Origin of the sequence: Iodidimonas muriae, assembly GCF_014647255.1 — a bacterium.
Taxonomy (GTDB): domain Bacteria; phylum Pseudomonadota; class Alphaproteobacteria; order Sphingomonadales; family Rhodothalassiaceae; genus Iodidimonas; species Iodidimonas muriae.
Genome location: NZ_BMOV01000002.1, coordinates 103,109 through 115,971 on the forward strand (window position 1 = coordinate 103,109; position 12,863 = coordinate 115,971).

Annotated in this window: 10 protein-coding genes; 5 read left to right on the forward strand and 5 right to left on the reverse strand. The window is 57.1% G+C overall.

The genetic code is table 11. The features are described 5' to 3' along the window. Positions 1-12 precede the first annotated feature (12 nt). From IEX96_RS02925 to metH, 4 genes are all read left to right on the forward strand, one after another. Positions 13-978 (forward strand): ArsR/SmtB family transcription factor, encoded by a 966-nt coding sequence (locus IEX96_RS02925; protein WP_150004183.1) that lies wholly within the window; start codon positions 13-15, stop codon positions 976-978. Next, positions 975-1,898 carry a methylenetetrahydrofolate reductase [NAD(P)H] gene (gene metF, locus IEX96_RS02930; RefSeq protein ID WP_150004184.1) on the forward strand — a complete coding sequence of 308 codons (924 nt, stop codon included), beginning with the start codon at positions 975-977 and terminating at the stop codon, positions 1,896-1,898. Before IEX96_RS02925 ends, metF begins: the two co-directional genes overlap by 4 nt. Continuing rightward, positions 1,898-2,977 (forward strand): homocysteine S-methyltransferase family protein, encoded by a 1,080-nt coding sequence (locus IEX96_RS02935; protein WP_188873457.1) that lies wholly within the window; start codon positions 1,898-1,900, stop codon positions 2,975-2,977. The genes metF and IEX96_RS02935 overlap by 1 nt, the downstream gene beginning before the upstream one ends. Positions 2,978-3,042: 65 nt before the next feature. Further along, complete coding sequence (gene metH / locus IEX96_RS02940) at positions 3,043-5,697, forward strand: methionine synthase (RefSeq protein WP_188873458.1); 2,655 nt, start codon at positions 3,043-3,045, stop codon at positions 5,695-5,697. A 76-nt stretch (positions 5,698-5,773) separates the two neighbouring features. Here the strand turns inward: metH and arsC are convergent, their stop codons facing one another. Beyond that, positions 5,774-6,121: an arsenate reductase (glutaredoxin) gene (arsC, locus tag IEX96_RS02945; protein ID WP_150004185.1), complete on the reverse strand. Its 348-nt coding sequence runs from the start codon at positions 6,119-6,121 to the stop codon at positions 5,774-5,776. 129 nt (positions 6,122-6,250) lie between these two features. Here arsC and IEX96_RS02950 point away from each other — a divergent pair, with 129 nt between their 5' ends. Then, on the forward strand, positions 6,251-8,878 hold the full coding sequence (locus IEX96_RS02950; protein WP_188873459.1) for a M14 family zinc carboxypeptidase: 2,628 nt from the start codon (positions 6,251-6,253) through the stop codon (positions 8,876-8,878). 80 nt (positions 8,879-8,958) lie between these two features. Here the strand turns inward: IEX96_RS02950 and IEX96_RS02955 are convergent, their stop codons facing one another. The 4 genes from IEX96_RS02955 to IEX96_RS02970 form a co-directional block, all read right to left on the reverse strand. After that, positions 8,959-9,786, reverse strand: coding sequence for a ferritin-like domain-containing protein (locus IEX96_RS02955; RefSeq protein ID WP_150004187.1), 828 nt, complete (start codon positions 9,784-9,786; stop codon positions 8,959-8,961). Between the two features lie 165 nt (positions 9,787-9,951). Then, positions 9,952-10,362, reverse strand: coding sequence for a F0F1 ATP synthase subunit epsilon (locus IEX96_RS02960; RefSeq protein WP_150004188.1), 411 nt, complete (start codon positions 10,360-10,362; stop codon positions 9,952-9,954). A gap of 106 nt (positions 10,363-10,468) precedes the next feature. Continuing rightward, the gene (atpD, locus tag IEX96_RS02965) at positions 10,469-11,917 is read right to left on the reverse strand and encodes a F0F1 ATP synthase subunit beta (RefSeq protein WP_150004189.1); all 1,449 of its coding nucleotides are present in this window, start codon (positions 11,915-11,917) and stop codon (positions 10,469-10,471) included. A 46-nt stretch (positions 11,918-11,963) separates the two neighbouring features. Beyond that, a complete protein-coding gene (locus IEX96_RS02970) occupies positions 11,964-12,857 on the reverse strand; it encodes a F0F1 ATP synthase subunit gamma (protein WP_150004190.1) in 894 nt (297 codons plus the stop codon). Between the last annotated feature and the right edge of the window lie 6 nt (positions 12,858-12,863).

A 12,863-nucleotide genomic window follows, 5' to 3' on the forward strand; every position in this document is an offset into this window, starting at 1 on the left:
ACCAGCCTCGCCATGGATGTCATTTTGTCTGCTTTACGTGCTGCCGGAGAACCGACCCGCCTGCGCATCCTTGGGCTTTTGGGGCATGGGGAACTGACAGTGACGGAATTGACGCAGATTCTGCGGCAAAGCCAGCCCCGTGTGTCGCGGCATTTGCGGCTGTTATCGGAAGCCGGTTTGCTAGACCGGTTCCGTGAAGGGGCGTGGGTATTTTACCGCATTGTGGAAAGCGGCCCGCAGGCCTATCTGGCCCGCACCATCGTCGATCTGCTGCCCGAAGATGATATGGAGCATCAACGCGATCTGGAGCGGCTGGGCGATGTGCGGGAAGCCCGCGCCGAGGCGGCGGCGGCCTATTTCCGCGCCAACGCCCCCCATTGGGACAAGATCCGCTCGCTTTATGTGCCGGAAGAACAGGTGGAAAAGCGGATCTTATCGGTTCTCGATGATGTGCAGGTGAACGATCTTTTGGACATCGGCACCGGCACCGGCCGTATTCTGGAAGTCTTTTCCCGCCATATCAAACGCGGCTTGGGCATTGATCTGTCGCCGGAAATGTTAACGGTGGCCCGCGCCAGTCTCGCCGCCAAGGATCTGGCCCATTGTCAGGTTCGGCTGGGAGATATGTATGACATTCCCTTGGCCAATGAGAGCATGGATCTGGTGATCCTGCATCAGGTTTTGCATTTCGCAGAAGATGCGGCATTGGCACTGAAAGAGGCCGCCCGGGTCTTGCGCACCGATGGGGTGGCGCTGATTGTGGATTTTGCCCCCCATGACAATGAAGATCTGCGCGATGATCACCAGCACCGCCGGTTAGGCTTTGCCGATGAAGAGGTGTCGTTATGGGCGCGCGCCGCAGGGCTTGGCACCACCGCGATCGAGCATCTGGACGGCGGTGAACTGACCGTTACCCTGTGGCGTTTGCGCAAAACCGCAGCGGGCCAACAGCCCAAAGGTCTGGAACTGGCATCATGAGCCAGCTTCGCAGCCTTTCCCCGTCCTTGTTTGCCGATCGCCTTGCAGATACGGAGGTATCGTTCGAGTTTTTCCCGCCCAAGTCCGAGGCCATGGAAACCCGCCTGTGGGCGGCGATCAAAACCCTTGAGCCTTTGGCGCCGCGCTTTGTCTCAGTCACTTACGGGGCGGGCGGTTCCACCCGCGAGCGCACCCATAACACCGTGCGGCGGCTGATCCGTGAAACCAAACTTGCCCCGGCGGCGCATCTCACCTGCGTTGATGCCAGCCGCGAGGAAATCGACGCCATTGTGCGCGATTATCGTGACAGCGGCGTGCGCCATATCGTTGCTTTGCGCGGCGATGCGCCCGACCCCAGTAAAGGCTATCAACCAACGCCGGGGGGCTATGCCAATGCCGCCGAACTGGTAGCCGGCATCCGCGCCATTGGCGATTTTGAAATTTCCGTCGCCGCCTATCCCGAATGCCATCCGGAATCCGCCTCATTGGTGGCGGATCTGGATAATCTCAAACGCAAGGTGGATGCAGGGGCCACCCGTGCCATCACCCAGTTTTTTTTCGAAGCGGACCAGTATTTCCGGTATCTGGATCACGCCCGCTCTTATGGCATCGACGTGGAGATTACCCCCGGTATTCTGCCCGTAACCAATGTGAAGCAATTGAAGCGCTTTGCCGATGGGTGCGGGGCCAGTGTGCCGCGCTGGATGGCGGATTTGTTCGAAGGGCTGGATGACCTGCCGCAAACCCGCGCCCTTGTGGCGGCAACGGTGGCGGCGGAAATGTGTCGGCGCTTGCAGGCGGGCGGCGTCAACAGCTTTCATTTCTACACATTGAACCGCGATGAACTGACCTATGCCATCTGCCATATGTTGGGCATCCGGTCTTCCACCCATGACACATCCCAGGAAAAGGCCGGATAATGAATGCTGTTTCAAAAACACCGCCCGTACGGGATGTGGCGCAAGCCCTGCGGGATGTGGCGCAAAAGCGTATACTGGTGCTGGATGGCGCCACCGGCACCATGATCCAGTCTTATAAGCTGGAAGAAGCCGATTATCGTGGCAGCCCGTTCGCCGCATCTGTGCGCGATCAAAAAGGCAATAACGACCTTTTGTGCCTTACCAAGCCCGATATCGTGCGCGACATCCATGAAGGGTTTTTAAGGGCCGGGGCCGATATCATCGAAACCAACAGCTTTAATGGCACCCGCATTTCCCAAGCCGATTACGGCATGGAAGATCAGGTGGAAGCGATCAATCTGGCCGCCGCCCGTCTGGCCCGCGAAGCCGCCGATGCGTGGACGGCGAAAACACCCCATAAGCCGCGATTTGTGGCCGGTGCCATCGGCCCCACCAACAAAACCCTTTCGGTATCGCCGCGCGTCTCCGAGCCGGGCTACCGCGATGTGGGCTTCGATGAAATGAAGGATGTTTATAAGCAACAAGCCCAAGCCCTTCTGGAAGGCGGGGTCGATCTTTTACTGGTCGAAACCATTTTCGATACGCTGAATGCCAAGGCGGCATTGGTGGCGGTGGACGAATTAAACGAAGAACGGGGCTACAAAATTCCGGTGATTCTGGCCGTCACCATCACCGATCTGTCCGGACGCAATCTATCGGGCCAGACGGTGGAAGCCTTCTGGTATTCGGTGCGCCACGCCCGGCCCTTGGCTGTGGGCATGAATTGTTCTTTCGGGGCCGATCAATTGCGCCCCCATGTGCAGGCACTGGCCGCCAATGCCGACACATTGATCTGTGTTTATCCCAATGCGGGCCTGCCAAACGATATGGGCGAATATGATGAATGTCCCGACCATACAGCAGGCTCTTTGGAAGGCTTCGCCAAGGATGGTCTGGTGAATATCGTTGGTGGTTGCTGCGGCACCACAGCCGAACATATCGCCGCCATCGCCAAGGCTGTGTCCGATAAAGCACCGCGCCAAGTGCCCAAAGAAGAGGCCCGTCTGCGCCTGTCGGGGTTGGAGCCCATGACGGTCTGATCGCCTAGGCCCTGTCAAAAAACCCCTTTCCACCCGTCTCGACCCATTTCACAGCCGGAAATTTCATGCCCCAGCCAATCGCACAATTTATCAATATCGGCGAACGCACCAATGTCACCGGATCGGCGCGCTTTAAAAAGCTGATCATGGCCGGGGATTATGAGGCCGCTCTGGATGTGGCCCGCAGTCAGGTGGAAAATGGGGCGCAGATCATCGATGTGAATATGGACGAGGCCATGCTGGACAGCGCCGAGGCCATGACCATCTTCCTCAATCTGATCGCCACCGAGCCCGATATCGCCCGGGTGCCCATCATGATCGACAGTTCCAAATGGTCGGTGATTGAAGCAGGCCTGAAATGCGTGCCCGGCAAGGCCATCGTCAATTCCATTTCCCTGAAGGAAGGCGAGGCCCCCTTTCTGGAGCAGGCCCGCATCATCCGTCGCTTTGGCGCGGCCACCGTGGTGATGGCGTTCGATACGGACGGACAGGCCGATACGGTGGCGCGTAAGGTGGCCATTTGCGAACGGTCCTACCGCTTGTTGACCGAAGCCGGATTCCCTGCCGAAGACATCATTTTCGATCCCAATATCTTCGCCGTGGCCACCGGAATCGAAGAGCATAACCCTTATGCGCACTATTTCATCGAGGCTACCAGCCAGATCAAAAGCCGCTGCCCCCATGCCAAAATCTCCGGCGGTGTCTCCAATGTGTCTTTTTCCTTTCGCGGCAATGATCAGGTGCGCGAAGCCATGCATTCGGTGTTTTTATATCATGCCATCAAGGCGGGCATGGATATGGGCATCGTCAATGCCGGACAATTGGCGGTTTATGACGATATCGATGCCGAGCTGCGCGAACGGGTGGAAGATGTGATTCTCAATCGCCGGGAGGATGCCACCGACCGGTTATTGGAGATCGCCGAACGCTATAAAGGCGGTGGGAAGCAACGCATCGAGGATTTGAGCTGGCGCGAGGCAGAAGTGGAAAAACGCCTTGAACATGCGCTGGTAAAGGGCATCGACAAATGGATTGTCGAAGACACCGAAGAAGCCCGGCAAAAGGCCGAACGCCCCATTCAGGTGATCGAAGGGCCGTTGATGGACGGCATGAATGTGGTGGGCGACTTGTTTGGCTCTGGCAAAATGTTCTTGCCGCAAGTGGTAAAATCGGCGCGGGTGATGAAAAAAGCCGTCAGCCATTTATTGCCCTATATCGAGGCGGAAAAAACCCAGGGCAAAGGTGGCCCCAAAGGCCGCATCCTGATGGCCACGGTGAAAGGCGATGTGCATGATATCGGCAAGAACATCGTTGGCGTGGTGCTTCAGTGCAATAATTTCGAGGTGATCGATCTGGGCGTGATGGTGCCTTGGCAGGATATTCTCGATCGGGCGCACCAGGAAAAGGTGGATATGATTGGCCTGTCGGGCCTTATCACTCCGTCTCTGGATGAAATGGTAACCGTGGCCGAAGAAATGGAACGGGCCGGCCTAGATCTACCTTTGTTGATCGGCGGGGCCACCACCTCGCGCATGCACACGGCGGTGAAAATCGCACCCGCCTATTCCGGACCGGTGGTGCATGTGCTGGATGCCTCGCGTTCGGTGGGGGTGGCGGGCACGCTGGTATCTGACACGATGCGCGATGCTTATGTGGGGAAGATCCGCACCGATTATGACGACATCCGCGAAAAACGTCTGGCGCGGCCCAAGGCCGACCGGCTGATTTCATTGGATGCAGCGCGGAACAATAGGGCAGCGATCGACTGGGAAGGCTATCAGCCGCCCCGCCCCAACTCTTTAGGGCGTGTGGTGTTTGACGATTTTCCCCTGTCTGATCTGGTGGAGCGCATTGACTGGACACCCTTTTTCCGCACATGGGAACTGGCAGGCACCTATCCCGGCATTTTGAAAGATCCGGTTGTGGGTGAAGCGGCGCGGTCCTTATTTCAGGATGCCCAAGACATGCTGGCGCGTATTGTAAAAGAGCGCTGGTTGAAAGCCCGTGGCGTCTGCGCCTTCTGGCCTGCCAATGCAGATGGTGACGATGTGATCCTATGGACCGATGACAGCCGCACCCAAGAATTGAAGCGCGTGCATTTCCTGCGCCAGCAACAGCAAAAGCGGGGCGATCGGGCCAATGATTGTCTGGCGGATTTCATCGCACCAAAACACACAGGTCTGGCCGATTATATGGGCGGCTTTGCCGTCACTGCGGGCTTGGGGATTGAAAACAAACTGGCCCAGTTCAAAGCGGCCCATGACGATTATTCGGCGATCTTGCTAAAAGCGCTGGCGGACCGGTTGGCAGAAGCCTTTGCCGAACGGCTGCATGAACGGGTACGGCTGGACCTTTGGGGCTATGCCGCCGATGAAACGCTGAGCAATGAAGACATCATCAAGGAACGCTATCGTGGCATCCGCCCAGCACCGGGCTATCCCGCCTGCCCCGACCATTCGGAAAAACCGGCACTGTTTGATCTTTTGGATACACCGGAAGCCACAGGCATCCATCTGACCGAAAACTTTGCCATGATGCCCGCCGCCAGCGTTTCGGGCTATTATTTGGCCCATCCCGACAGCCATTATTTCGGCATCGGAAAGCTGGGCCGCGATCAGGTGGAAGACTATGCGGCGCGGCGCGGTGTCTCTATGGAACAGGCGGAAAAATGGCTGTCCCCCAATCTGGGCTATGAACGGACACGCACAATTCGCACATAACCGAGCGGGCAACACCGCGCCCGCCCAGGCTAATCCATGAAGTCAATCCGCGATGGCGGGCTGGCGGAACGGGTGCTTATAAAATCTTCAGCACCTGCTCGGGTGGGCGGCCCAAAGCGGCCTTGCCTTGATGGAACACCACCGGGCGCTCGATCAGCTTGGGATGGGCCGCCATCGCCGCCACCAGATCGGCATGGCTTAAAGACGGATCGTCCAGCCCCAAATCTTTATAAAGGGCTTCACCGCGCCGCATCAGATCGCGCGGGGCTTTTCCCAATAATGTCAGGGCCTGTTCAATATCCTGTGCCGTCGGGGCATTTTCCAGATAGAGCCGGATTTCGGGATTGATGCCTTGCTCTTCCAAAAGCGCCAAAGTCTGGCGAGATTTTGAACAGCGGGGATTGTGCCAGATTTTGGTGGTCATAAGCGCGCTCCTTCAAGATCGAATATGCTCTTTCTAGCTGCCTTTTCCAAAAGCATGCAAGGCTTGGCAGAAAGGGGCGTTGGCGGCTAGGCTATGGGCTCGGGGATATAAATCAAAGGGGCCGCCCATATGTACCGAGCCATCACCACCATCGTCGCTTTGCTGTTTATTTTTACCGGACTTGCGACCCATGCAGAACCCATCGGCTATTTCACACCCGATGATGTCACCTATGATCCGGCCATCCCGACGCCAGAGGCTTTTTTACGCCATGAATTGGGTGCGCAGCCGGTACGCCCTGACCGGATGGTCGATTATCTGCGCACTGTGGCGGGTTTGTCTGACCGGATCAGCATTGAAACCATCGGCTATAGCCATGAAGGCCGCCCCATCGAGTTTCTGGTGGTCACAAATCCTGAAAACCAGAGCCGGCTTGAAGACATCCGCACCCGGCATGTGGCACTCAGCAATCCCGATAGCGGCACACAGCCCAATGACAGCATGCCGGTGGTCACATGGCTCAATTACGGGGTGCATGGGGCGGAATCGTCTGGCATGGATGCGGTGATACCGGTGGTTTATCATCTGGCAGCGGCCAAGGGCGATGCCATTGAGAACACCTTGTCCCAAAGTGTGATCCTGATCACCGCCATCTTCAATCCCGATGGCCATTCGCGGCGTATCAACCATGTCCTGAAATTCATGTCCGATGTGCCGGTGACAGATCCGGCGCATGCGGCCCATGATTTATGGATCGATGCCCGCACCAATCACTATTGGTTCGATCTCAACCGCCAATGGCTGTTGCAAACCCAGCCCGAAGCACAGGCCTGGCTCTCCAAATGGCATCAGTGGAAACCCAATGTGACGGTGGATTATCATGAGATGGGCTCCAATTCGACATACTATTTCCACCCCGGCGTGCCCAATCGCAAAAACCCCCTGATCCCCGACCGCTCCCGCCAATTGCTGAAAGATATGGCGCACTTCCATGCCAAAACGCTGGACCGCGATGGCACGCTTTATTTCACCGAAGAAGGCTTTGATAATTATTATATCGGCAAGGGCTCCACATATCCCCATATCAACGGCTCGGTAGGGATTTTATTTGAAGCCGGCGCAGCGCGCGGCGGGGCCATCGAAACCCCCAATGGGGTGCGTCATTATGCGGCCAATATCCGCAAGCATTTCCGCACCTCTTTGTCCTCCATAGAAGGGGCGCGCAGCCTTGCCCCGCAGCTTTTGGACAATCAATACAGCTTTTTCCAGGAAGCCAAAGAACAGGGCCAGAAAGATGATATCCGCGGCTGGGTGTTCACTTCCCCGGATAAGGCCCGGCTGGCGCATTTCCTTGATCTTCTGGAGCGCCATCAGGTGCAAGCCTATGCCCTTGCCCGCGATGTCACGGTGGACGATCACAGTTTTCAAGCCGGAGATGCCTATCTGGTGCCCGTAGCACAAGCGCAATATCATATGATCAAGGGCCTGTTCGATCGGGTCCGCAGCTTCAAGGAAGCGATTTTCTATGATGTCTCCGGCTGGACGCTGCCTTTGGCCTATGATCTGGATTACGCAGCCCTGAATAAAAAAGCGTGGCGCGCCGACCTTTCAGGCGATGAAGCGCAGGCGCATATGGCATGGCCCCGCGCCGAAGCCCCGGATCGCGCCTCTTATGGCTATGTGTTTTCCTGGGAAGACTATTATGCACCAAAGGCACTGAACCGGCTATTGGCCGCAGGGGTGCATGTACGCGGCGCCATGGAGCCTTTTTCCGTCCTGACCAGCAAAGGCGAACGCCACTTTTCGCGCGGCGCCTTGTTCGTGCCTTTGGCCGGTCAGGATGATGTGGATGCGGACAGCCTTTATGAGCATGTGACATCTGTGACCCAGATCGAGGGCATCCCTGTTCATGCCGTCACATCGGGCCTCACCCCGACCCAAGGTGCCGATCTGGGCGGGCGCAGTTCGTTCCAATCGCTCAACACCCCCCATGTGGTGCTGGTTTTTGACGATGGGCTGTCAAAATATGAAGCGGGAGAGGCATGGCATCTTTTGGACAAGCGCATGCAGATCCCCGTCACCTTGCGCGCCAAAAGCGATCTGATGGGTCTCGATTGGTCACGCTACAGCCATATGGTGCTGCCCGGTGGGCGGGCGGCTTTAAACAGCCGCAGCACCAAACGACTGGAGCAGTGGATCAAGGAAGAGGGCGGCACGCTGATCGCCCTGCGCCAAGGGGCTGCATGGGCGCAACAGGCCCTGCTGAACAGCGGTGGAAACGCCAAGGGCAAAGACAAGGCGCAAGCACCCAAAACATCACAGCGGACGGATTATGCCGATTATGATGTAGAAGAAGCCAAAGACGTGATCGGCGGGGCAATCTTTGCCAGCGATCTTGATATCACGCATCCTTTGGGCTTTGGCTATCAGGATCGGTTGATCCCCAGCCATCGCAACACCACACTTGTATTGGCCACTCCCCAAAATCCCTATGCCACCATTGCCCGTTATCTGGAAACATCGCCCATTCTTTCCGGCTATGCTTCCGACAAGCGCCTGGCAGAGATTGCCGGATCACCCATGATGGTGGCCGAACGACTGGGCCGCGGTACCGTGATCCTGTTTGCCGACGACCCCAATTTCCGCGCCACTTTTCTGGGTACCAACAAGCTCTTTTTGAACGGCCTGTTCTGGTCGAAGGCCTTTCGCGCACCAAGAAGCATTGGCGACGAGGAAGAAAACGCCCTCGCCCATTAAGAACAGGGCATAAGGCTTTCAAAACAAAAAATAAGGGCGGTGCGATGATACGCGCCGCCCTTGTTCATGAAAAGCTGATGTCAGGCGGCTTTGGCCAGCCGGTCGCGCCGCCAGCGCACAAAATGCCAACTGGCACCGGCGGCCAGATTGGCGAAGCGGCCATTGGGATTGAAATCGGCGGCGCGCAGGATCATGCGGGCGGCATTTTCGATATGCGGGCGTTGATAAAGGCTCATCGCCCCGCGCCAATAGGCCGTTGCATTATCGCCGGTATTATAAACGGCATCGGGGTTTTTGGGCAGCACATTGGCGGCGAACCACGCATAGGACAGCTCATCATCTTCGGCTTCTTGCACCCGACCGATGGCCACCTTCAACCGCTCCCACAGGCTGAGCTTGTCGCCGGATTTATAGCGCTGCAGATGCTTTTGGAACAATTGATAGTGGAAAAATTCATCAATGGCGATGCGGCGGCAAACCTCTTTCAACACCGGTTCTTCGCTGGCATCGCGGATGGCGGAATAAAAAGAGGACGTGCCAGATTCCACCACACAACGGGCAATCAATTCCCCGGCATGGCTACCGCGCACCGATTGTTCCGCCCCCAAAGGCAGGGAATAGCCTTTGCGGAACAGCGCAAGGCTTTCCTCGAAGGAAAAGGACGGATCGGCGATTTCCGCCCAGCGGCCAAGGGCGGCCCCATGTTGCGCTTCTTCCACGCCCCATTGGCGTGCCGCATCTTTAAAGGCCTCGTCATGGGAAAAAACATTGCACAAATAGGTCACATAATCGGCGGAATTGGCCTCCACCAGCGCCGCCGCCTTCACCACGGCCAGCAAGGTTGGCGACAGTTTCGTCGCATCGAACTGATCCCAGTCAATCGACTCCAATGTCCATTTTTGCGCCATTGTTTCTGTCTCGACCCTCGTTTAAATGCTGCCACATAAAGACGGCTGCACAGCACAGTTGTTCCAAAAACAAAAAAGCCGCGCCAAGGCACGACTTTACTGCCCAATCGGGCCAAAGGTCAAAAGGAACACTTTGCGCGAAGCAAAGCCGCTGTTTTTGACCGCTCAAGCCTGACGGATGATATCCCGCAAGGGGCCCATCCATGCCAATTTGGCTTCAGCCCGCTGAAGCGCCAGCGCATCTTTCGCCAGCTCCAGATCTTCGGTGGCATTTTTGATGTCTTGATCAAGCTGTGCCGCATCCACGGTATCAAGGTCGATGCTGTCTTCCGCCAGAACCACGATCCCTTTGGCATTCACCTCCACAAAACCGCCTTTCAAGAACAGCTTTTTAGGGGGCTGACTTTCGTCTTCAAAAACGGAAATCATACCGGGACGCAAGGTGGACATGAAAGGGGCATGGCCGGGCAGCACACCGAATTCCCCTTCCGAACCGGGCACGATCACATGCGCGGCTTCCACGTCCATCAACAAACGCTCAGGGCTTACCAATTCGAAATGTATTTGTTCCGCCATAGCGGCCACCTCCTCGATGTGCCTCTCTCCGCACAGGGCGAAGAAAGGCGATCGTCACATCATGTCTCCCGAATGGCGCCCGAAAATTTGCGGACACCACCGGTCATTAGGCTGCTTCAGCGGCCAGCTTACGGGCTTTCGCCTTGGCATCTTCCAGCGTTCCAACCATGTAGAACGCGGATTCAGGCATATCATCGCATTCACCATCCACAATGGCCTTGAAGCCCTTGATGGTGTCTTCAAGCTGCACGAACACGCCCGGGAAGCCGGTGAAGATTTCTGCCACATGGAAAGGCTGCGACAAGAAACGCTGGATTTTACGGGCGCGGGCCACGGTAAGTTTGTCTTCTTCCGACAATTCATCCATGCCCAGAATGGCGATGATATCCTGCAAGGATTTGTAGCTTTGCAGAACGCGCTGCACATCGCGGGTCACTTGATAATGCTCTTCACCGATAATGCGCGGATCAAGCATACGCGACGAGGAATCCAGCGGGTCCACCGCCGGATAGATGCCCAGCTCGGCAATGGCGCGGTTAAGCACCGTGGTGGCATCCAAATGGGCGAAAGATGCAGCTGGGGCCGGATCGGTCAAATCATCGGCGGGCACATAAATGGCCTGCACCGAGGTGATCGAGCCTTTGTTGGTAGAGGTAATGCGCTCTTGCAGAGCCCCCATATCCGTGGCCAATGTCGGCTGATAGCCCACAGCGGAAGGAATACGACCCAAAAGCGCCGACACTTCCGACCCCGCCTGCGTGAAGCGGAAAATATTATCGACGAAGAACAACACGTCCTGACCTTCCTGGTCACGGAAATATTCCGCCATGGTAAGACCGGACAGCGCCACGCGGGCACGGGCCCCCGGGGGTTCGTTCATCTGGCCAAAGACCAGCGCCACTTTCGATCCTTCCGAGGTGGGATTGCCATCTGCGTCTTTGGCAATAACCCCGGCGTCGAGGAATTCATGATACAGATCGTTGCCTTCACGGGTCCGCTCACCCACGCCGGCAAACACCGAGGTGCCGCCATGGCCCTTGGCGATATTGTTGATCAATTCCTGAATCAGCACGGTTTTGCCCACGCCGGCACCGCCGAACAGGCCAACCTTGCCGCCCTTGGAATAAGGAGCCAGCAAATCCACCACCTTAATGCCGGTGACCAGAATTTCCGTATCCGTGGATTGATCCACAAATTCAGGGGCAGGGGCATGGATGGGAGCCGTGGCCTTGGCATTCACAGGGCCGCGCTCATCCACAGGCTCACCCACCACATTCATGATGCGGCCCAATGTTTCCGGACCAACCGGCACGGAAATCGGGCGACCGGTGCTTGTCACTTCCTGGCCGCGCACCAACCCGTCAGTGCTGTCCATGGCGATGGTCCGCAGGATATTTTCCCCCAGATGTTGCGCCACTTCCAACACAAGCCGTGTGCCATGATTGTCTGCTTCAAGGGCGGTCAGGATTTCGGGCAGGTCGCCATCGAACTGCACGTCCACCACGGGGCCGATGACCGATACAATACGGCCCGTATTCTTGGTGCTCTTTGCCATCTCTTCTCTCTCCTCGCGTTCCCGCAACGGATTGCCTGTGCTTGTCTCAGAGCGCCTCTGCGCCCGAAATGATTTCGATCAGTTCCTTGGTGATCACAGCCTGACGGGTCCGGTTATACTGGATGGTCAGACGGTCGATCAGATCTCCGGCATTGCGGGTCGCCGCATCCATTGCCGTCATCCGCGCGCCCTGTTCAGACGCTGCATTCTCAAGAAGGGCCCGATAAACCTGCACGCTCACATTGCGCGGCAACAGATCATCGAGAATTGCTTCTTCATTGGGCTCATATTCGTAAATCGCATCACCGCCTGCATCCAACAGACCATCGGCCTGATCCGCATCGGGCAATGGCACGGGGATGAGCTGTTGTTCGGTGGCGATCTGGGTCAGTGCCGACTGGAAGCGGGCATAAAACAGCACCGCCACATCGAACACGCCTTCATCGAACATCACCCGCACCCGCTCGGCAATGCGCGCGGCATCGGAAAAGCCCACATAACGGGTGCCGCCCATATCCACAGTATCAAGGATACGGGTTCCGTAAAAACGCTGCAGCTGCGCCCGCCCCTTACGGCCAACGCACAGGATTTTCACATCCTTGCCTTCGGCCAAAAGGGCATCAATGCGCCGTTTGGCGGCCCGTACGATATTGGTGTTGAAACCACCGCACAAACCACGCTCGGAGGTGGCAACCACCACCAGATAGGTCCGGTTCTGGCCATTCCCCACAAGCAAGGGTGAGGCGCCGGGCAGGTTGGCCACCGATTGGCCAAGCGCACCCATAACTTTATCCATGCGCTCGGCATAGGGCCGTGCGGATTCTGCGGCTTCTTGCGCTCGTTTGAGCTTGGAGGCCGCGACCATCTTCATCGCCTTCGTGATCTTCTGCGTCGACTTGACGCTGGCGATGCGATTTCTGAGATCCTTGAGGCTGGCCATTGCTGT

Excerpts from the sequence above, each read along its gene's own strand:
- IEX96_RS02970 (WP_150004190.1), bottom strand. The coding sequence starts at position 12,857 with ATGGCCAGCCTCAAGGATCTCAGAAATCGCATCGCCAGCGTCAAGTCG.
- IEX96_RS02950 (WP_188873459.1), top strand. The coding sequence starts at position 6,251 with ATGTACCGAGCCATCACCACCATCGTCGCTTTGCTGTTTATTTTTACC.
- metH (WP_188873458.1), top strand. The coding sequence starts at position 3,043 with ATGCCCCAGCCAATCGCACAATTTATCAATATCGGCGAACGCACCAAT.
- IEX96_RS02960 (WP_150004188.1), bottom strand. The coding sequence starts at position 10,362 with ATGGCGGAACAAATACATTTCGAATTGGTAAGCCCTGAGCGTTTGTTG.
- arsC (WP_150004185.1), bottom strand. The coding sequence starts at position 6,121 with ATGACCACCAAAATCTGGCACAATCCCCGCTGTTCAAAATCTCGCCAG.
- atpD (WP_150004189.1), bottom strand. The coding sequence starts at position 11,917 with ATGGCAAAGAGCACCAAGAATACGGGCCGTATTGTATCGGTCATCGGC.
- metF (WP_150004184.1), top strand. The coding sequence starts at position 975 with ATGAGCCAGCTTCGCAGCCTTTCCCCGTCCTTGTTTGCCGATCGCCTT.
- IEX96_RS02955 (WP_150004187.1), bottom strand. The coding sequence starts at position 9,786 with ATGGCGCAAAAATGGACATTGGAGTCGATTGACTGGGATCAGTTCGAT.
- IEX96_RS02925 (WP_150004183.1), top strand. The coding sequence starts at position 13 with ATGGATGTCATTTTGTCTGCTTTACGTGCTGCCGGAGAACCGACCCGC.
- IEX96_RS02935 (WP_188873457.1), top strand. The coding sequence starts at position 1,898 with ATGAATGCTGTTTCAAAAACACCGCCCGTACGGGATGTGGCGCAAGCC.